This is a genomic window from Actinomadura sp. NPDC049382, from assembly GCF_040677125.1.
Classification (GTDB): Bacteria; Actinomycetota; Actinomycetes; order Streptosporangiales; family Streptosporangiaceae; genus Spirillospora; species Spirillospora geliboluensis.
Genome location: NZ_JBFARO010000003.1, coordinates 73,276 through 90,555, shown reverse-complemented (window position 1 = coordinate 90,555; position 17,280 = coordinate 73,276). Strand labels below are relative to the sequence as shown.

The 17,280-nt window shown below is 71.4% G+C and carries 16 protein-coding genes and 2 pseudogenes; 7 read left to right on the top strand and 11 right to left on the bottom strand.

Features of this window, described 5'->3' with window-relative positions:
* Window positions 1–79 precede the first annotated feature (79 nt).
* Genes AB0K34_RS02980 through AB0K34_RS02965 form a run of 4 tightly spaced genes read left to right on the top strand, consistent with a single transcriptional unit; the run spans window position 80 to window position 5,555 of the window.
* On the top strand, window positions 80–1,711 hold the full coding sequence (locus AB0K34_RS02980; protein ID WP_138636096.1) for a Coagulation factor 5/8 type domain-containing protein: 1,632 nt from the start codon (window positions 80–82) through the stop codon (window positions 1,709–1,711).
* Window positions 1,708–2,949 carry an MFS transporter gene (locus tag AB0K34_RS02975; protein ID WP_171068958.1) on the top strand — a complete coding sequence of 414 codons (1,242 nt, stop codon included), beginning with the start codon at window positions 1,708–1,710 and terminating at the stop codon, window positions 2,947–2,949. Before AB0K34_RS02980 ends, AB0K34_RS02975 begins: the two co-directional genes overlap by 4 nt.
* A 10-nt stretch (window positions 2,950–2,959) precedes the next feature.
* On the top strand, window positions 2,960–4,729 hold the full coding sequence (locus tag AB0K34_RS02970; protein ID WP_138636098.1) for a sulfatase-like hydrolase/transferase: 1,770 nt from the start codon (window positions 2,960–2,962) through the stop codon (window positions 4,727–4,729).
* Between the two features lie 13 nt (window positions 4,730–4,742).
* Entirely contained in the window at window positions 4,743–5,555 is an 813-nt protein-coding gene (locus AB0K34_RS02965; RefSeq protein ID WP_138636099.1) for a formylglycine-generating enzyme family protein, read from the top strand.
* A 4-nt stretch (window positions 5,556–5,559) separates the two neighbouring features.
* On the opposite strand, the gene AB0K34_RS02960 is transcribed toward AB0K34_RS02965, so the two are convergent.
* Genes AB0K34_RS02960 through AB0K34_RS02950 form a run of 3 tightly spaced genes read right to left on the bottom strand, consistent with a single transcriptional unit; the run spans window position 5,560 to window position 6,912 of the window.
* Window positions 5,560–6,153, bottom strand: a complete 594-nt coding sequence (locus AB0K34_RS02960) for a TetR/AcrR family transcriptional regulator (protein ID WP_138636100.1) — start codon at window positions 6,151–6,153, stop codon at window positions 5,560–5,562.
* Entirely contained in the window at window positions 6,143–6,382 is a 240-nt protein-coding gene (locus tag AB0K34_RS02955; protein ID WP_240807461.1) for a hypothetical protein, read from the bottom strand. The genes AB0K34_RS02960 and AB0K34_RS02955 overlap by 11 nt, the downstream gene beginning before the upstream one ends.
* On the bottom strand, window positions 6,331–6,912 hold the full coding sequence (locus AB0K34_RS02950; protein WP_240807476.1) for an SDR family NAD(P)-dependent oxidoreductase: 582 nt from the start codon (window positions 6,910–6,912) through the stop codon (window positions 6,331–6,333). The genes AB0K34_RS02955 and AB0K34_RS02950 overlap by 52 nt, the downstream gene beginning before the upstream one ends.
* 204 nt (window positions 6,913–7,116) lie before the next feature.
* On the opposite strand from AB0K34_RS02950, the gene AB0K34_RS02945 reads away from it, so the two are divergent.
* Both AB0K34_RS02945 and AB0K34_RS02940 read left to right on the top strand, forming a co-directional pair.
* On the top strand, window positions 7,117–7,653 hold the full coding sequence (locus AB0K34_RS02945) for a hypothetical protein (RefSeq protein ID WP_171068959.1): 537 nt from the start codon (window positions 7,117–7,119) through the stop codon (window positions 7,651–7,653).
* Between the two features lie 25 nt (window positions 7,654–7,678).
* Window positions 7,679–8,191 carry an HXXEE domain-containing protein gene (locus tag AB0K34_RS02940; RefSeq protein WP_138636102.1) on the top strand — a complete coding sequence of 171 codons (513 nt, stop codon included), beginning with the start codon at window positions 7,679–7,681 and terminating at the stop codon, window positions 8,189–8,191.
* Here the strand turns inward: AB0K34_RS02940 and AB0K34_RS02935 are convergent.
* Complete coding sequence (locus AB0K34_RS02935) at window positions 8,188–10,314, bottom strand: hypothetical protein (RefSeq protein WP_138636103.1); 2,127 nt, start codon at window positions 10,312–10,314, stop codon at window positions 8,188–8,190. The two genes, AB0K34_RS02940 and AB0K34_RS02935, sit on opposite strands and share 4 nt — an antisense overlap.
* Window positions 10,315–10,403: 89 nt before the next feature.
* Here AB0K34_RS02935 and fxsT point away from each other — a divergent pair, with 89 nt between their 5' ends.
* Complete coding sequence (fxsT, locus tag AB0K34_RS02930; protein ID WP_364544910.1) at window positions 10,404–12,482, top strand: FxSxx-COOH system tetratricopeptide repeat protein; 2,079 nt, start codon at window positions 10,404–10,406, stop codon at window positions 12,480–12,482.
* Window positions 12,483–12,510: 28 nt separating this feature from the next.
* Here fxsT and AB0K34_RS02925 read toward each other — a convergent pair whose 3' ends face one another.
* From AB0K34_RS02925 to AB0K34_RS02895, 7 genes and pseudogenes are all read right to left on the bottom strand, one after another.
* Complete coding sequence (locus AB0K34_RS02925; protein WP_364544908.1) at window positions 12,511–13,140, bottom strand: HNH endonuclease family protein; 630 nt, start codon at window positions 13,138–13,140, stop codon at window positions 12,511–12,513.
* 254 nt (window positions 13,141–13,394) lie between these two features.
* Window positions 13,395–13,604: a hypothetical protein gene (locus AB0K34_RS02920; RefSeq protein WP_364545126.1), complete on the bottom strand. Its 210-nt coding sequence runs from the start codon at window positions 13,602–13,604 to the stop codon at window positions 13,395–13,397.
* Window positions 13,532–13,795: a MaoC/PaaZ C-terminal domain-containing protein gene (locus AB0K34_RS02915; protein WP_364544905.1), complete on the bottom strand. Its 264-nt coding sequence runs from the start codon at window positions 13,793–13,795 to the stop codon at window positions 13,532–13,534. Before AB0K34_RS02915 ends, AB0K34_RS02920 begins: the two co-directional genes overlap by 73 nt.
* Window positions 13,796–14,466: 671 nt before the next feature.
* The gene (locus AB0K34_RS02910; RefSeq protein ID WP_364544902.1) at window positions 14,467–15,813 is read right to left on the bottom strand and encodes a DUF222 domain-containing protein; all 1,347 of its coding nucleotides are present in this window, start codon (window positions 15,811–15,813) and stop codon (window positions 14,467–14,469) included.
* Between the two features lie 562 nt (window positions 15,814–16,375).
* The gene (locus tag AB0K34_RS02905) at window positions 16,376–16,477 is read right to left on the bottom strand and encodes a DUF397 domain-containing protein (protein ID WP_364544899.1); all 102 of its coding nucleotides are present in this window, start codon (window positions 16,475–16,477) and stop codon (window positions 16,376–16,378) included.
* 32 nt (window positions 16,478–16,509) lie between these two features.
* Window positions 16,510–16,815, bottom strand: a pseudogene (locus AB0K34_RS02900) (Scr1 family TA system antitoxin-like transcriptional regulator); the annotation flags it as partial.
* Window positions 16,816–16,868: 53 nt separating this feature from the next.
* Window positions 16,869–17,048 (bottom strand): annotated as a pseudogene (locus AB0K34_RS02895) (helix-turn-helix transcriptional regulator); the annotation flags it as partial.
* Window positions 17,049–17,280 lie beyond the last annotated feature (232 nt).

The window sequence follows — 17,280 nt, the reverse complement described above, 5'->3', positions numbered from 1 at the left end:
TGAGCCTTGTTCACTTTTTCTCCGATCGGTGATATCACTCACCTCAGATCCGTGGCCCCCACCCCGGTCGAGGTGCCCCATGCCGTTCCGACGCTCCCTCCGACGTACCGCCTGCATCCCGCTCGTCCTCGCCCTGCTCGCCGCGCTGGCCTCCGGCCTCGCGACCGCGCCGCCCGCCCGTGCCGCGTCCCTGTCCGCCGATGGCGGTGAGGTGCGCGGCTACATCGACGCCCACAGCCACCTCATGTCGTACGAGGCGTTCGGCGGGCAGCTGCTGTGCGGCAAGCCGTTCGACCCGGACGGCATCCAGGCGGCGCTGCGCGACTGCCCCGACCACGCCGGGAACGGCGCGTTCGCCTGGTTCGAGAACTTCACCCGGCACGGCACCCCGTTCGGCACCCACGACCCCACCGGCTGGCCCACGTTCAAGGACTGGCCCGCCTGGGACTCCCGCACCCACCAGCAGGTCTACTACGCCTGGCTGGAACGGTCCTGGCGCGCCGGGCAGCGCGTCCTGGTCAACCAGCTCGTCGCCAACCGGCAGCTCTGCGAGATCTATCCGCTGAAGCGCAACGCGTGCGACGAGATGGCGGTCATCCGGCTCGAAGCGCGGCGGATGCGGGAGATGCAGTCCTACATCGACGGGCTCAGCGGCGGTCCCGGCAAGGGCTGGTTCCGCATCGTGCGCGACGCCGGCGAGGCCCGCCAGGTCATCGGGCAGGGCAAGCTCGCCGTCGTCCTCGGCATCGAGACGTCCGAGCCGTTCGGCTGCCGCGTGATCGGCGGCGTCCCGCAGTGCACGCGCGCCGACATCGACCGGGGCCTGGACGAGATGAAGGAACTCGGCGTGTCCTCGATGTTCCTGTGCCACAAGTTCGACAACGCCCTGTGCGGGGTGCGGTTCGACGGCGGCACGACGGGCGCCGTCATCAACGCGGGCAACTTCCTCGGCACCGGGCGGTTCTGGCAGGCCGAGACGTGCACCGGCGCCGCCCACGACAACACCATCGCCCCGGCCGGCGCCGTCAACGGGCAGGTCGCCGAACTCCTGCGGCTGCTCGGGCAGGCCGGGATCACGCTGCCGCTGTATCCCGACGCGCCGCACTGCAACCTGCTCGGCCTCACCGACCTCGGCGCCTACATGGTGAAGGGCCTGATGAAGCGGCACATGCTCGTCGAGATCGACCACATGAGCGTGAAGGCCGCCGACCAGACCCTGAGCCTGCTGGAGGACGCCGGGTACTCGGGCGTCGTCTCGTCCCACAGCTGGACCGACGACACCTACATGCGGCGCGTCTACCGCCTCGGCGGGATGATCACCGGCTACGGGAGCTCCGCCGACCGTTTCGCGGCGGAGTGGCGGCGCAACAAGAGCGCCGCCGACCCGCGCTTCACCTTCGGCTACGGGTACGGGCTCGACGCCAACGGCATGGGCCCGCTGCCGTCGCCGCGCGCGGACGCGAAGGAGAACCCGCTGCGCTACCCGTTCACCTCGCCGATCGACCCGGCGGTGAAGCTCGACCGGCTCCGCACCGGCCTGCGCACCTGGGACCTGAACACCGACGGCGTCGCCAACTACGGGCTCGTCGCCGACTGGATCGCCGACATGCGCGCCTACGGCGGGCAGGCGCTCGTCGACGACATGGCCCGCGGCGCCGAGGCGTACCTGGAGATGTGGCGCCGCGCCGAGACCTGGACGGGAGGCGCGTGAGCGAACTGACGGCCGCCCGCCGCCCCGGCGAGCGCGGCACCGCGGAGGTCGGGCGGAGCTGGCTGCTCGGCTACGCCGCCGCGTGGTTCGGGTACTGGCTGGTGATCCTGCTGCCGCCGCAGTTCATGACCCCGCACCTCATCGGCCGCATCGCGGCGGAGGACAAGGTGGACGTGCTGTCCTACCTGCTGATCCAGAACTCCGTCGTGGTGGTGCTGTGCGTGCCGCTCGCCGGGATGGCCTGCGACCGCACCCGGACCCGCTTCGGCCGCCGCCGCGTCTGGGCGCTCGGCGGGTTCGCGGTCGCGGCCGTCCCGTACGCGCTGATCGGGACGCAGACGAGCTGGCCGGTCGTGGCGGCCCTGATGGTCGTCGTGTCGATGGGCGCGGCGGCCGTGCTCGCCGCGCTCAGCGCCGTGATCGCCGACCGGGTGCCGCACCATCAGCGGGGCGCGGCGTCCGCCGCGATGGGCGTCCCGCAGGTCGTCGCGCTCGTCGTCGGGATGGTGCTGGTGACGATGGTCGTCACGTCCGTCCCCGGGATGTGGGCACTGATCGCGGTGCTGGCGGCGGTGTCGGCGCTGCCGTTCTTCCTCGGCCGGCCGGGTGCCCGCCCGGCCGCTCGGAACGCGCACGAGATGCCGGGCGCGGGCGAGCGGGTCCCGTTCCCGCATCCGCGCCGCCACCCGGACTACTACTGGGCGCTGCTGTCCCGCGTGCTGATCAACGCCGGGAACCTGGCCGGGACGACGTACCTGCTGTACTTCCTCACCGACGTCCTGCACCGGACCGACCCCGACGGGTCCCTGCTGATCCTCACGCTGATCTACCTGGTGTGCTGCGCGGCGACCGGCTGGCTCGGCGGGAGGGCGTCGGACGCGCTCGGCCGCCGCCGCGACCTCATCGCGGTCGCCGGCGCGCTCCAGGCCGGCGCGGCGGCGCTGCTCGCGGTCGCGCCGGCGTGGCCGTCCGCCATGGCGGGGGCGGTGCTGCTCGGGGCGGGCTACGGCGCGTTCCTGTCGGTCGACCAGGCGCTCGTCACGGACGTGCTCCCCGACCAGCGCAGCCGCGCCCGCGACCTCGGCGTCGTCAACGCGGCGCAGAACGTCCCGCTGGCGTTCGGCGTCGCCTGGTTCGTGCTCACGTTCGTGGGCGGCTACCGCGTGCTGTACGCGGTGTCCGCCGTGATCATGCTGCTGGGGTCCGCCTCCGTGTACCGGATCAGGAGCGTCCGTTGAAAGGTGCCTCATGAAAGCGGTCATGGTCATGTTCGACACCCTCAACCGGCGCTTCCTGCCGCCGTACGGGGCGTCGGACGTGCACGCCCCGAACTTCGCGCGGCTCTCGGAGCGGACCGCGACGTTCGACAACTGCTACGGCGGGAGCATGCCGTGCATGCCGGCGCGGCGCGAGATGCACACGGGCCGCCACAACTTCCTGCACCGGGGCTGGGGGCCGCTGGAGCCGTTCGACGACTCCGTCCCGGAGATGCTGAAGGAGAACGGCGTCTACACCCACCTCGCCACCGACCACCAGCACTACTGGCTGGACGGCGGCGCGACCTACCACCCGCGCTACAGCACCTTCGAGTTCTTCCGGGGGCAGGAGGGCGACGAATGGAAGGGGCACGTCGCCGACCCCGACGTGCCCGACTCCGTCCCGCACACGGCGAACCCGCTGCGCCGCCAGGACTGGGTGAACCGCCTCTACATGAAGGACGAGGCCGACCATCCGCAGACGGGCACGTTCGACGCGGGCGTCCACTTCATCAAGACCAACCATGCCGAGGACAACTGGTTCCTCCAGATCGAGACATTCGACCCGCACGAGCCCTTCTTCAGTTACGACCACTACAAGAAGCTCTATCCGGACGACTACGACGGCCCGCATTTCGACTGGCCCGACTACCGGCGCGTGACGGAGACGCCCGAGCAGGTCGAGCACCTGCGGAACCAGTACCTGGCGCTGCTGTCGATGTGCGACCGGTCGCTCGGACGCGTCCTCGACCTGATGGACGAGCTGTCCCTGTGGGACGACACCCTCCTGATCGTCTGCACCGACCACGGCCTGCTGCTCGGCGAGCACGACTGGTGGGGGAAGAACGCGCCGCCGTTCTGGGACGAGACGATCCACACCCCGCTGTTCATCTGGGACCCGCGCAGCCGGGTCGCGGGCGAACGGCGGTCGAGCCTCGTCCAGACCATCGACTTCGGGCCGACGCTGCTGGAGTTCTTCGGCGTCGACCGCACGCCCGACATGCTGGGCGTCCCGCTGCGGGAGACCGTCGCCCGCGACTCCCCCGTCCGGGAGGCGGGCCTGTTCGGCTGCTTCGGCGGCCACGTCGGCGTCACCGACGGCCGCCACGTGTACATGCGCGCGTGCGCGGAACCGGGCAACCGGCCGCTCGCCGAGTACACGCTCATGCCCACGCACATGCGCGGCCGCATGCCGGTGGAGACGCTCCGGGACGCGACCATGGCGTCCCCCTTCTCCTTCACGAAGGGCGTGGCGCCGCTGCGCCTCCCCGGCTTCTCCTACACCGACCCGCACGCGTTCGGCACGCTCCTCTACGACCTGGAAGCCGACCCCGAGCAGCTGTCACCGCTCATCGACGACGACCTGGAACTGCGCATGGCCGGGTTGATGGTCGACTTGATGCGCGCGAACGACGCGCCGCCGGAGCAGTACGAGCGGCTCGGCCTGCCGGCGGACGGCCCGGTGGCGTCCGCGCACCTGCTCGTCCGGCGGCAGTGGGAGCAGGTCGTGACGTCGGAGCGTCCGCCGCTGACCGCCGCCGAGTTCCCCGCGTCCCGCCTGTCGGTGACGACGCCGACCCGGCTGCTGGTCGCCGAACCGGCCGCCGAGGCGGTGCTCCGCAAGCACCTCGGCGCGCTCATGGACAGCCCGCTGCTGCCCGAGGCGATGCCGTTCTCCCTGCTGGAGATCGCGGGCCTGGCGGTCGGCGTCATCGACCGCGAGACCCTGCACGCGATCGCCGGCGACCTGGCGGCCCTGTGACCGCGCTGAAGCTGTGACCGCGCTGAAGCCTGCGACCGCGCTGAAACGCCTTCCCGGCGGGACGTTCCTGATGGGCGGCGACGACCCGGACGCCAACCCCGGCGACGGCGAGGGCCCGGTCCGCGAGGTCGCCGTGGCCCCGTTCGCGATCTCCCCGTACACCGTCACCAACGAGGCGTTCGCCGCGTTCGCCGACGCGACCGGCCACCGCACCGACGCCGAGCGGTTCGGGTGGTCGCACGTCTTCGCCGGGTTCCTGCCGGGCCGGCTCCGCCGCATCTCCCCCAGAGCCGGCCGGGCCCCCTGGTGGTGCGCCGTGCGCGGCGCGGACTGGCGGCACCCCGAAGGGCCGGGCTCCACCCTCGACGGGCGGGCGGACCATCCCGTCGTCCACGTCTCCTGGAACGACGCCGCCGCGTTCTGCCGCTGGGCGGGCGTCCGGCTCCCCACGGAGACCGAATGGGAGTACGCGGCACGCGGCGGCCTGGCCGGGAAGCGCTACCCGTGGGGCGACGACCTCACCCCGGACGGCGAGCACATGTGCAACATCTGGCAGGGCCATTTCCCCACCCGCAACACGGCCGAGGACGGCTACAAGGGCACGGCCCCGGTCACCGCCTTCCCGCCCAACGGCTACGGCCTGCACAACATGGCCGGAAACGTCTGGGAATGGTGCGCCGACGCCTGGGGCGACGGCAGGGCACTGCGCGGCGGCTCCTACCTGTGCCACGCGTCCTACTGCAACCGCTACCGCGTCGCCGCCCGCACCGCCAACTCCCCCGACAGCTCCTCGGGCAACACCGGCTTCCGCTACGCCGCCGATTAGGTGATCAGGGTTGGAGGGAGGCCCAGATGCGGGGCGGTAGGACGGCGGCGGCCTCGTCCAGGTCCACGGCGCTCGGATCTGACAGCCAGCGCCGTGCCGTCTCGGCGACCGGCCCGATGAGGAGCATCTCCATCATCACCGGTGACAGCCGCGCGACCCGGCCGCCCGCCACATGCGGCACCATCCACGCGACGAGCTTCGCGATGCGCGGCGTCTTCAGTTCTGCGATGACGGCCGCGTGCTCCGGCAGGAAGGCCGCATAGGCCGAGGAGTGGATGAACCGAGCCGCGTCGCTGCGCTCGCGCGTGAAACTCAGGTAGGCCCTTGTCGCCGCCTCGACGCCCTCTTGTGCGTCGGTGATTCCCTCCAGCGCGTCCAACAGCGTGTCGAGCAGGTCGGCCATGCAGCGCGCGTAGAGGGCGGCGGCCAGGCCGTCGAACGATCCGAAATGGTGGTAGAGGCTGCCGCTGCTCATCCCGGTGGCCGCGATGACGGCCTTCATCGTGAAGCCCCCGTGCCCGCGTTCGGCGTGCACCCGGAGCGCCTCGGTCAGGATCCGCGCGACGGTCTCGTCCGTGCCCTGGTGCTTAGGCGACATCGAGCACTTTCTCGGCGTCGCCCCAGAGCCGTGCCGCCAGTGAGGCGTCGAGCGCCTTCGGCTTCAACGGCGTCTCCTTCTTCACGTGGAAGTAGCGGCCCGTCCCGTCCGCGGTGATCAGGTCCGCGACGGGCGGCCCGCTCTTCGACGCGGGCTTCAGCGTCCACTTGACCGCCTTCAGCAGGGCGCCGAAGAGGCCCGTCCGGGCGCCGAGGTCCGTGCGGAGCACTCCGCGTCGATCGTCACCCCGGCGTCCTTCCACCGCTCGGCGAACAGCGGGACCATCATCAGGTTCGCCAGCTTCGTGTTGGCGTACGTGTGGACGGCATGGAAGTCGTCCCCGGTCGGCGTCCGGTCCGGATCCACCCGTCCGGTGACGTACAGGCCCGCGCTGACCTGCACCACCCGCCGCAGCCGCTCCTCCAGCAGCCGGTTCAGCAGGAACGGCGCGAGATGGTTGGTGAAGAACGCCTGCTCGAACCCGTCCTCGGTGAGGACCCGGCGGCTGGGCCAGACGCCCGCGTTGTGGACGAGCACATCGACCTCGGACAGCTCTCCGGCCAATTCCCGCACAGCCTGCACGGACGACAGGTCGCCCACGACCAGCTCCGCGCCGATCTCGCGCGCGGCGGCCGCCCCCGCATCCGGCCGCCGCGCCACGATCACCACCCGGTGCCCCCGCCGGGCGGCCTCGCCCGCCACCGCGCGTCCCACACCCCGGTTCCCGCCGGTGACGGCGACCCGCAACGCCCCGCTCACACCCGGCACCCTTGGCTCATACCGGGCACCCTAACGATTTCCAGAGACCTTCTCTAGAGAGAGTCTCCAATTACCTCGCCGGTGGTACCGCCCGCGTCCCCCGCTGCGCCGCCCGTCGTACGCGCGAAGCCGCCGCGCACGTGACGACACCCCCCGGACCCGACCGGCATCGTCATGGCAGACCGCACAGAAAGGACCGTGGACATGGCGATACAGGAACGCACCCGCGCGCGGCGGGAGGCCCGCTTCCCCCTCGGCAGGCGCTGGCGCAAGACGACGCTGATCGTCCACATCATGTCCGCCGGGGCGTGGATCGGGATCGACGTCATCGTGGCCGTCCTCGTCCTGACCGGCCGGTTCGGCGGCAGCGACGACGTCCGCGGCCTCGCCTACCGGGCGCTCGCGACGTTCGTCGTGTGGCCGATGCTGACGTCCGCGCTCATCTGCCTGGTCACCGGCGTGATCCTGGGCCTCGGCACCCGCTGGGGGCTGCTGCGCTACTGGTGGGTGGCGGTCAAGCTCGTCCTCAACCTGATCCTTTGCACGTTGATCCTGGTGGCCCTCCAGCCGGGCATGGCCGAGGTGGACGAGTACGGCCGCACCTTCAGCGCCGACGCTCCCGAACCGGCCTTCATCTCAAACCTGTTCTTCCCGCCGGCGGTCTCCCTCACGACCCTGACGTTCGCCACCGTCCTCGCCGTCGCCAAGCCCTGGGGCCGCCTCCGCCGCCGCTCCGCGTGATCACCCCTGCCAGACTGGCCGTGTGATGCGAGATGCCGGAATCGGGCTGCTTGTCGCGTGGGCGGTGCACGACGCCGAGGAGGTCGCGGCCGGGCCGCGCTGGATCCGGGCGCACCTGCCCGAACTGCGCGAGCGGTTCCCGCAGGCGCCCGCCGCCGTGTGGCGGTGGATGGAAGCCGTGGACGAGCGCGAGTTCGCCGTCGCCGTGACCCTGATGGGGGCGCTCGTCGCGGGGGCCGCGGTCGACGGGCAGCGCACCGGCGGACGGTCCGCCACCTACCAGACCGCGCTCGCCGGGTTCGGGCTGCACGGCCTGGTCCATCTCGGGCAGGCCGCCGCGCTGCGGCAGTACACGCCCGGCTCGGTCACCTCGGCCCTGGTGGTCGTCCCGTACACGGTGTGGGCCCGCGCTCGGCTGCGGCGCCAGGGCGTGCTGCGCCCCGCACGGACACGGGACGCGGCGCTGGGCCTGGCGTTCGCCGCCGCCGGTGTCGCCGGAGCGCACCTGGCCGCCCGGCGGCTCACCGGACGGCGCTAAGGCGTGAGGCCGGGCAGGATCGCGAGGAGTTCGCGGCGTTCCTCCTCGTCCTGGCGGACCTGCCGGCCGTAGACGCCGACGCCCGGGATCGCGGCGTCGCCGTCGACCAGTTCGCGCAGGTCAGGGACGAGCGGGGCGGCGTCCGTGCCGAGTTCGCGCAGCAGAGCGTCGAGCCAGGGACCGGCACCCAGGTAGGGAAGGTTGCGGCGGACGGCGTCCAGAAGCGGGGCGGAGTCGCCGGTGATGCGGCGGATCGCCAGCGCGGCGGCGGTGGCGGAATGCCGGTCGCCGAGGAGCTTCCGCAGGCGCGGGAGGAGCGGCGCGGCGTCCGGCCCGACCAGGCCGGCGAGGTCCATCGCGTCCGCGGTGTGGCGGCCCCTGTCGATCGCGTCGGCGGCGGCCTGGATCGCCGTGGCCTTGTCGCCGGTGCGCAGCAGCAACCCCGCCGCCTCCAGCCGGGACTTGATGGCGGACGGGTCGTCTCCCGTGCCCGCGTCGGCAAGGGCGCGCAAGACGGGCAGGAAGTCGTCGAGGGGCAACTCGTGGTCGACGGCCGTCTGTGCCGCCAGCACGGGGTCGGCCGTCGCGGCTTCGGCGATGCAGGCGGTCAGCTGGGCGGTGTCGCCGGTGATCGCGGCGAGGGCCCGCGCGCCGTCGAGGCGCTGCCGCCAGGAGGCCTCCGGGTCGTCGCGGGTCGAGGTCAGCGCGGGCACCGCCGCCGAGGCCGCGGGACCGATCGCGGCCAGCGCGCGGGCCGTCCACCAGTTGTCGTGCGGGACGAGCCGGAGGAGTTCGGGCACCGCCTCCGCCGCGCCGGGGCCCCAGCGGTGCAGCAGCCGGGTCAGGCCGTTCACCTCGTTGTGGTGACGCATCCTCGCGAGGTGGGCGTCGTAGCCGCCGGACTCCGCGGGCCCTCCGAGAGGGATCGCCGCCAGCCGCCGCCGCACGGCCGCGAGCAGTTCCGCGTCGGCGGGCACGCCGGTGTCGATCAGCAGGCTGACGGCGTCGGCCGTCGCCGCGCCCGCGCCGAGCGCGGCGATGAACGGCTCGCGCCAGCGAGTGTCACCCAGCCCGATCAGCGTCTCCAAGGCCGCGTCGAAAACCCGCGCTTCGAGGGAGTCGGCGTCCGCGGGCGGCTCGGCGGCGAGGGCGGCCAGGGCGTCGGCGGTCTCCACGGCGGCCTCGCGCACGTCGCGGATCGCGGTCGCGGCGGCGACGCGGACGCCGAGGTCGGAGTGCCGGAGGCCCGCCGCCAGCACCGGCGCCGCCTCGGCACGGGCCGAGCGCGACCGCACGCAGCGCTGGTAGGCGGCGTCGACGGCCGTCCGCGCGGAGTCGGCGGGCCCCTGGTCGAGCAGGGTGCGGGCCAGTGCGGCGAACGACGGGCCGTCGATCCGGCCGGCGATGTCGTCGAACGGGTCGTCCGCCCAGATCCAGCCCTTCAGCGGCTCGCCCTCCAGCCAGCACCGGGCGGCCGCCTCCGAGGCGGCGTCCGTCCAGGGGAGGCCGTTGGCGGCGATCGCCCACAGCGCTCCGGCGCGGACGGCGGCGGACCGTCCCGCGACCTCTTCGGCCAGCCACGCCGCGCTGCCCCGCGGGTCGAGGCGGCCGGCGGCGGCGAGCAGGCCCGCCAGCACGAGCGGCGACCGCTCCTTCTTGCGCCGGGCCCGGAGCGCGGGCAGCACCTCGGCGGCGCACGAGTCCGGGAGGTGGCCGAGCAGGTAGGTGGTGTAGTCCCGGATGTCGGTGTCCGGGTCGTCCAGCAGCGCGACCATCAGCGGAGCCTCACGGGCCAGGGCGGCGCGGACGTCCGCGAGGACCTCCGGGGTCGCGTCATCGGCGGCGGCGATCGCACCGAGCAGCGACACCAGCACGTCGCGCCTGCGCGTCCCGGGATCGGCGGCGAGGCGCGCGACGAACGGCACAGCCCACGGCGTCGCCGTGTACAACGTGCCCTGGTGGTAGACACTGCCGAACAGGTGCTCGGTCGCGTCCCCGGCCCGCTCGTCGTCGTCGCCGACCGCGTCCCGCAGCGTCTGGGGGAAGTCCTCCGCCGCCCCATAAGCGTGCCGGAGCGAGGCCCAGCCGACGTCGTCTACCCCCTCAAGCCCGCCCGCCGTCATCGCACTCCCTGTCCGCCGTTCCGGGCAACGAAAATATCTGTCAACGAACTCGCAGCGGTCACCATTGTCCTCTGCGGCCATGGAACCTGATGCTGGAAGACGTGAGTCGTTCGGGCAGAGGGCACCGGGTGGTGTCACCGGTCGCGGTGGCGGCGGTACCGGTCGGGATCGGGCTGGTGGGAAATCTGGCCACCGGCACCGTGGAAATGAAGGCTTGGTGGTGGGCACCGGCAACGTGGGTGGTCACCGGATTGCTCGTGGCGGTGACGGTGATCGTGCAGATCCGGCAGTCCCGGGCAGAGGCGGATCGTGACGAGTCGGAAAGCGGGCGAGGAGCCGCACAGATCACCAACCTGCCCGCTCGCAACCCGTACTTCACAGGACGGACGGCGCTCCTCGACCAGATCCATCACCGGCTGCGGTCCTCAGACCGAAACGGTGACACGGTGGTGCCGCTGGGAGGCATGGGCGGCGTCGGAAAGACCCAGCTGGCCCTGGAATACGCCCACCGTCATGCTGACGAGTACACGGTCGTCTGGTGGGTGAACGCGGAGACCGCGGCGCTGGCGACCACCGATCTGCTCGCCCTGGCCGAGAGACTCGGCATCCGCGCCACTGCCGCGCCCGCCGCGGTGCTCGCTGAACTGTGGACGGTCCTGGCCGATCACGAAGACCGGTTGCTGATCTTCGATAACGTCGAGGACACGGCGTTATGGGGCGGCCTGCGTCCCCGCAGCGGCGGTCGGCTGCTGATCACGGGCCGCATCACCGCGCTGCGCAGACTGGCACCGGTGATCGAGGTCTGCGAGATGCCCCGCGCCGAGTCCCGGGGCCTGCTGCGATCACGCGCACCGGCACTGGCGCCCGACGACCTCGAGCGAGTTCTGGACGCGCTCGGTGATCTCCCACTCGCCCTGGAGCAGGCCGGCTGCTTCCTCGCGGAAACCGGCCTGGACGTCGACGGCTTCCTCGATCTTCTGGCCTCACACCCGGCCGGCGCGGGCCTGGACGACCCCACGCTCGACCGGCACCCGGGGCTCGCCGGCATGGTCGCGGCCGGACGCGCCCGGTTGCGCGCGCTCGACGCGAGCACCGGGGAGCTGCTCGACCAGATCTCCTTCCTCGCCCCCGAACAACTTCCCGTGGCCGCCGGCAGTGACCAGCGCGGAGTCCGTCTTGGGAATACCGCCACGACACTGCGGAAGCTGGCCCTCCTCACGGCGTTAGGTCTTGCCCGTAACGACGGCCAACGATTGCTCGCACACCGGCTGGTGCAGGCGCTCCTGCGCAGCGCCCTGTCCGAGGCAGAGCGCGCGACGGCCTTGGCAGGTGCCCAGAGACTCCTGGCGACCGCCCCGCTGGGCGAAACCCGAGACATGGCAGCGTGGCCGGCCCGCGCGCTCTTCACTCCGCACATCCAGGCGCTCAGCACCCACCTGACCAGCACGGACACGGCCTCCTTCATTGAGGACGAGCAGTTCCGAAGACTCGTGATCGACCATCTGGACTACCTCAACACCTCGGGACAGCACGATCCGGTCGCCCTCGCGCTGGCCGGCCAGACACGGCGACGCTGGACCGCCGCCCTCGGCCGCGACCACCCCGACGTCCTGGACGCGGCACATGCACTGACCACCGCCCTCTACTGGACGGACCAACTCGAGGCGGCATTCACGTGCGGTCAGGACACCCTCGAACGGCGCCGACGCGTCCTCGGCGAGGATCACCCGAGCACCATCCGGACCGCCAACAACCTCGCCTTCTGCCTGATGAGACTCGGCCGGCACGGGCAGGCCCGCGACCTCTGCCTCGCGATGGCCGGACATCGGCGAACACTCGGCGACGACCATCCGGCGGTCCTCGGCACCGCCTTCGCCCTCGCGGCCGCCAACAACCGGCTGGGTGACTACGCGGAGGCCCGCGACCTGGACCTCGACGTCCTGGAACGCCGCCGCCGGCTCTACGGCGAGGACCATCCCGACACCCTCCGCTCAGCCCGGAACCTCGCCCATGACCTCTTCCACCTCGGGGCCTTCGAGCAAGCGCTCCGCCTGCAACGGGACACTCTGCGGCGGCAACGCCGCGTCCTCGGCGACGACCACCCCGACGCCCGGCAATCGGCGAACGACCTCGACATCACCCGAAGATCACTCGCCGGTGAAGGGTGACGAAGGGCCGGGCGTCGGGGCGGACGGCTCAGCAGGTGCCGAGCATCGAGGTGAGCGCGCTCTTCTCAGCGCTGTCGACGGTGAGGTCGTAGTACCACTTCACCTGGATCCAGGCGCGGGCGTAGGTGCAGCGGAACGCGGCGCGCGGCGGCTGCCACTCGGCCGGGTCCTTGTCGCTCTTGCTCTGGTTGACGTTGTCGGTGACGGCCCACAGCTCGGGGCCGCCGAGGTCGTTGGCGTAGGTCTGGCGGCGGGACGTCGTCCAGGCCCAGGCGCCGGACGCCCACGCCTCCGCGAGCGGCACCATGTGGTCGATGTCCAGGTCGGACGCGAGGGTCCAGGTGGCGCCGTCGTAGGGCGAGTACCAGCTGCCGGACGTCGGGTAGCAGGACGAATCGGTCACGACGCCCGTGCCGTCCCGCTTGAGGACGGTCTCACGGGTGTTGCACGCGCCGGAGATCGTGATCCAGTGCGGGAACAGGTCGCGGTCGTAGGTGCTCTGGTGCGATTCGGCGGCGACGGTGAGCTCGGAGAGCCGGGTCGCGGCGGTCGCGGCGGACGGGATGTTGGGCGGGGTCGCGGACGCCGGCGCGTCCAGGACGGCGATCAGCGCCGCGGCCAGAATGGCCGGGAGCAGGAACGACAGCAGTCGTCGCATGGGGGGAGCCCTTCCGCTGCCGCTCCCGGCCGGGGCGGGGGGCGCCCCGAGGGGGATCGGGAACGGCGGCACTGCGACGGTGACATTTCGGGCAATTGCCGTTAAATGTCACGCTTTGCCCAGGCGCGGCCGCACCCTTGGTCGGATGCTGCCGTCAGAGCGCCGCCCTCACCTCACTGACCTGCGAGATCACGCCCATGGGGCCGCCGGTGCGAGGGCGGATACAGCGGATGAAGGCTCGCTGAACTGATCCGTCAGGCGAGGCGGGCGCGTCCAGCGGAGATGACCGTGCGGTCTTCCACGGCGGCCTCGAAGAGGGTCGCTTCGCCGTCCGTCCACGTTTCGAGGCGGAGTTCGTCGACCGGGAAGACCGGGGCGACGAAGCAGCCCTCTAGTTCGCGTAGGTCGGCCGGGTGGGCACCGAGCGACGACGCCAGGGAAACATGATCGCCGCCAGTGTGCACAGGCCGTGCATGATGGGGCGCGGCATCCCAGCCGTCCTCGCGGCCTCCGGGTCGATGTGCAGATGGTGGCGGTCGCCCAGGAGGCGGTAGAGGGCGGCCTGGTTAGTGGCCGTCCGGACGGTCAGCGAGTCGTCCGGCGTTGCCTCGGGGGCGCCTGCGAGCGGACCCGGTCCCCGCCGAAGCCGCCGCATCCTGGGGCTAACAGCGACCAGGCGGCCTCGAAGTACTCGCTCTCCACGGCCACGTCGAGACCGCCGCCGAACCCTTGTCCCAGACCTCCGCGACGCGGGCGCTCATCTCCGCGGCTCCCGAACGAGGGAGGTCCTTCAGGACGCGGAGCCGCTGGGTGCCGTGGACGACCGGACGTCGAAGGCGCCTGCCGAGCCGAGTGCGTCCGGCGCCCACCGGGCGACTCCACGAAGACGGGGTCGAGGTCGGCGGCGTCCGCGCCGACCGCCAGCGCGTCAAGGACCGCCCGGGTCTCGTCATGGGCGACGGTCCGGATACCGAGGTCCTTTCCGATCCATTCGCTCACGCGTCCGCTCCCAGGATCAGGCCGCTGGCCGGAACGCCGGTCCCGCGGTGACCAAGACGTTGTGGACGTCGCCCGGCTGGTTCGACGACGTGCCGCGCAGCAGCCGCACCGCCTCAGCGACGCCGTTCATTCATCCCGTGGATGTACGCCTTTGCCGGGTTGCCCGCCGTGGGTATTGAACGGGAGCGCGCAGGCACTGCCCTGAGGGAAGAGGCCACGCCCAGGGCCTGCCGCACAGGCGGAGTACCACCGAAAGCCGTCTCCACACTTTGAGGGGATTGGCAGAGAAGCAGGTGCCAAAGAGCAGTCACTCCCCGGCTGCTCGTGTTACGGCCCGGCTGTCTGGCGGCGGCTCTTGTGGGGAATGCGCCGGGTGTGGCGGGGGCGGGCTCGGGCGTGGTGGGTGGTGGTGGTCCAGAGGTTGGTGGCTGATGGTTGCCGCGTCGGCGGTGTGCGGGTGCCGGGTGGGTCGTCGGGCGTGTCGTCGGGTGGTAGGACGCGGTAGGCGTAGCGTCCGGTGTGGTCTTGGGTGATGGCGATCTGGTGTGGGTTGGTGTGTTTGAAGCGGTTGTGCCATCCGCAGGTGAGTGCGAGTTGGTCGATGTCGGTGGGGCTGTGGCCGAGTGCCCAGCCGTGGACGTGGTCGACTTCGCACAGTGTCCCGGGTACTTCGCAGTCCTGGACGGCGCAGGTGGAGTAGAGGGTCTCCAGGACCTGGCGTTGTGGGGCGGTGGCGAACCGGACGCGATGTCCCAGGTACAGCGGAGTGTTCCCCTTGCCGAGCAGCAGTGGTGAGACTCCGGCTGCGAGTGCGATGCGGCGGGCTTGGGCGGCCGGGATGGGGGTGCCGTCGGTGAGGCGTGCCGGGGTGGTGCCGCCGGTGAGGGTGTCCAGGTCGCAGATGACGGTGACCTTGGTGGCCTTGTGCCCGCCCGACAGGACGGTGGTGAGTGCGGCGGCGGTGCGTTCGGACAGGTCGCGGTGGTCGTCGGTTCCGGCGGGTTTGGCCAGCGGGGCGAGGGTGCCGTGCCAGATGGCGGCGTCCTCGGCGTTGAGCCAGCCCTTGATGTAGCGGCCGCCGTCCAGCGACCGGGTCGAGTCGATCCAGGACCGCTCGTAGCCGCGTGAGACGTCCTCGGGGGCTTGCTCGCGTCCGTCGCGTTCGGCGATGAGGTCGGTGATCTTGTTGCCGAACGCGGCGACCTTGCCCGCGGAGAAGCCCTGCCCGGCCAGGTCGAGGAGGATGTGTTCGGCGGCGGCGCAATCGGTGTCGTCCAGCCGTGCGACGGCGGCGCTGATGGTGGCGGCGTATCCGTAGGACAGTTCCCCGTCGATCAGGCGGCGGGTGACCTCGGGGAGGCGGTGGCGCTGGCGGGCCAGGTGCAGGCGTTCCTTGGCGCGGGCTTCGCGCATGCCCAGCCGGGTGCGCAGCCACGCCAGGGTGGAAGGCAGTCCCCACCGGCGCATCTCCCCGGAGGCGTCGACGCGGGCGATCAGAGCGGCCAGTGCGCTTTCGTGCTGGTCGGTGGCGCGGGCGAGGGTCTCGGCCTGGGCCAGGCAGGCGGCGGCCGAGGCGGGCGCCTCGCGGCGGGCGAGTTCGGCCGCGATCGCTGCCGCCGCGTCCACCAGCTCTGCGGTGGACATCGACGCGATGTCGACTCGGCTCGAACACATGTCTCAATGTTATCGAACAGTCACGCTAGATCACCCTGATTTCGATAAAGAATCTTGTCGTCTTTACCGTCGAGCCGAATCGGGGAATATTTCGCCCATTCGGGCGCCGTAAACGGGTCCCGATCGCCCAGCCGCAGTCCTTCGGGGCCGAAGGCCCCGGGTCAGAGGTCAGCGGCCACGCACCGACCTGCAGCCGAACCACCACACCCCACCAGCGAGCCCAGCCGAAGTGACTCCAGCCCACCCTGACCGCAACGTCCACACCGACCCGCAGAGGCCACCGCAACCGGGCACCTGCAGCACCACACTATTCCGGTAAAAACCACCGCAACCAGGACCAACAACAGAACACCCGCTAATTCGGCTTTACCCCGGCCGCCCACGCCACCGACGGCATCGAGTTGCCGAACCGCCGGCTTCACAAGGCCACAAGGCGGGCGGGGGGTGGCGGGCCCGACCAGTCGTCGACCCGCGGTGTCTCGTGGGTGGCCGGATCGTCGCAGACCAGATGCACCTCCGGTCATCGACCCCAGCGCCACATGCGCCCCATGGCAGATGAACACTAGAGGCTGAACTCTCCGCGCTTCACCCGGACCAGCAACCCGGCGAACGCCTCACGCTCGAACGCCAGCCGTTCCCCATCCGGGTCCTTGGAATCCCGCACCCACACCCGGTCGCCTGATTCCGAATGAGGCAGCGCAAATGCTCCGCCATGACAGCGGGGCCTCCGACGACGTTTTCGAGCACCTCCTGATCGATGAGTATCCACAAGTACGGGGGGTTCTCACGTTGCAGCACCTTCTGGCGCTTCGTCCGGGCTCTGCTCTCCGCCTCAGCCTCGGCGCTCCGCCCGGCGACATTGAGGAGTGCCTCCGCGTACGTCTGCGTCTCTGCCAGCGCTGGGACGGTCTTGCCGTGGTACATCTTGAGGACGTCTGCGGCCTCTTCATACTGGATGTACTGCTTGAACCAGTCCGGGTCGTGCCCACCGCACGCGAACATGTGCAGTCTCTCGAAGTGACCGCCGGTCTCCATGCCTGGTCGAGCCGCCTCATGTCTGTATCGCGCGGCCGAAGGCAACCGGCCTCCCAATTCGATACGGTCGCCCGGGTCACGTGGACGACCATGGCGGTCTGTGCGAGCGAGAGACCTCGCTGGGTGCGATGAAACCACAGGTCAAAGGCCAGCCAGGCCCACAGTGAGGACGCCGGGTCGATCGACTCTCGAACACTCATCGCTCCCCCACGGGTGTATCGCGCCACCTCCCAGCCACGAAGTGATCAACGACTCGACTCTCGTGATGAGCGAGATCGTCACCAACGCCGTCACGGCGGCCCGCGGCCGGGAGATCCGGCTCCGCTGCGCTCTGGAGGACGGGACGCCTCTCCTGGAGTGCTGGGACCGTCCCCCGACCTACCGGCTCCGGCCCCGGCCCCGCCGTCCTTCACCGCCGGGAATGGACGCGGC

Bases quoted from the DNA above. Each gene is read 5' to 3' on its own strand.
- AB0K34_RS02910 (WP_364544902.1), bottom strand. From the start codon at position 15,813: ATGTGTTCGAGCCGAGTCGACATCGCGTCGATGTCCACCGCAGAGCTG.
- AB0K34_RS02940 (WP_138636102.1), top strand. From the start codon at position 7,679: ATGCGAGATGCCGGAATCGGGCTGCTTGTCGCGTGGGCGGTGCACGAC.
- AB0K34_RS02935 (WP_138636103.1), bottom strand. From the start codon at position 10,314: ATGACGGCGGGCGGGCTTGAGGGGGTAGACGACGTCGGCTGGGCCTCG.
- AB0K34_RS02915 (WP_364544905.1), bottom strand. From the start codon at position 13,795: ATGCGGCGGCTTCGGCGGGGACCGGGTCCGCTCGCAGGCGCCCCCGAG.
- AB0K34_RS02925 (WP_364544908.1), bottom strand. From the start codon at position 13,140: ATGCGACGACTGCTGTCGTTCCTGCTCCCGGCCATTCTGGCCGCGGCG.
- fxsT (WP_364544910.1), top strand. From the start codon at position 10,404: ATGCTGGAAGACGTGAGTCGTTCGGGCAGAGGGCACCGGGTGGTGTCA.
- AB0K34_RS02960 (WP_138636100.1), bottom strand. From the start codon at position 6,153: ATGTCGCCTAAGCACCAGGGCACGGACGAGACCGTCGCGCGGATCCTG.
- AB0K34_RS02945 (WP_171068959.1), top strand. From the start codon at position 7,117: ATGGCGATACAGGAACGCACCCGCGCGCGGCGGGAGGCCCGCTTCCCC.
- AB0K34_RS02970 (WP_138636098.1), top strand. From the start codon at position 2,960: ATGAAAGCGGTCATGGTCATGTTCGACACCCTCAACCGGCGCTTCCTG.
- AB0K34_RS02980 (WP_138636096.1), top strand. From the start codon at position 80: ATGCCGTTCCGACGCTCCCTCCGACGTACCGCCTGCATCCCGCTCGTC.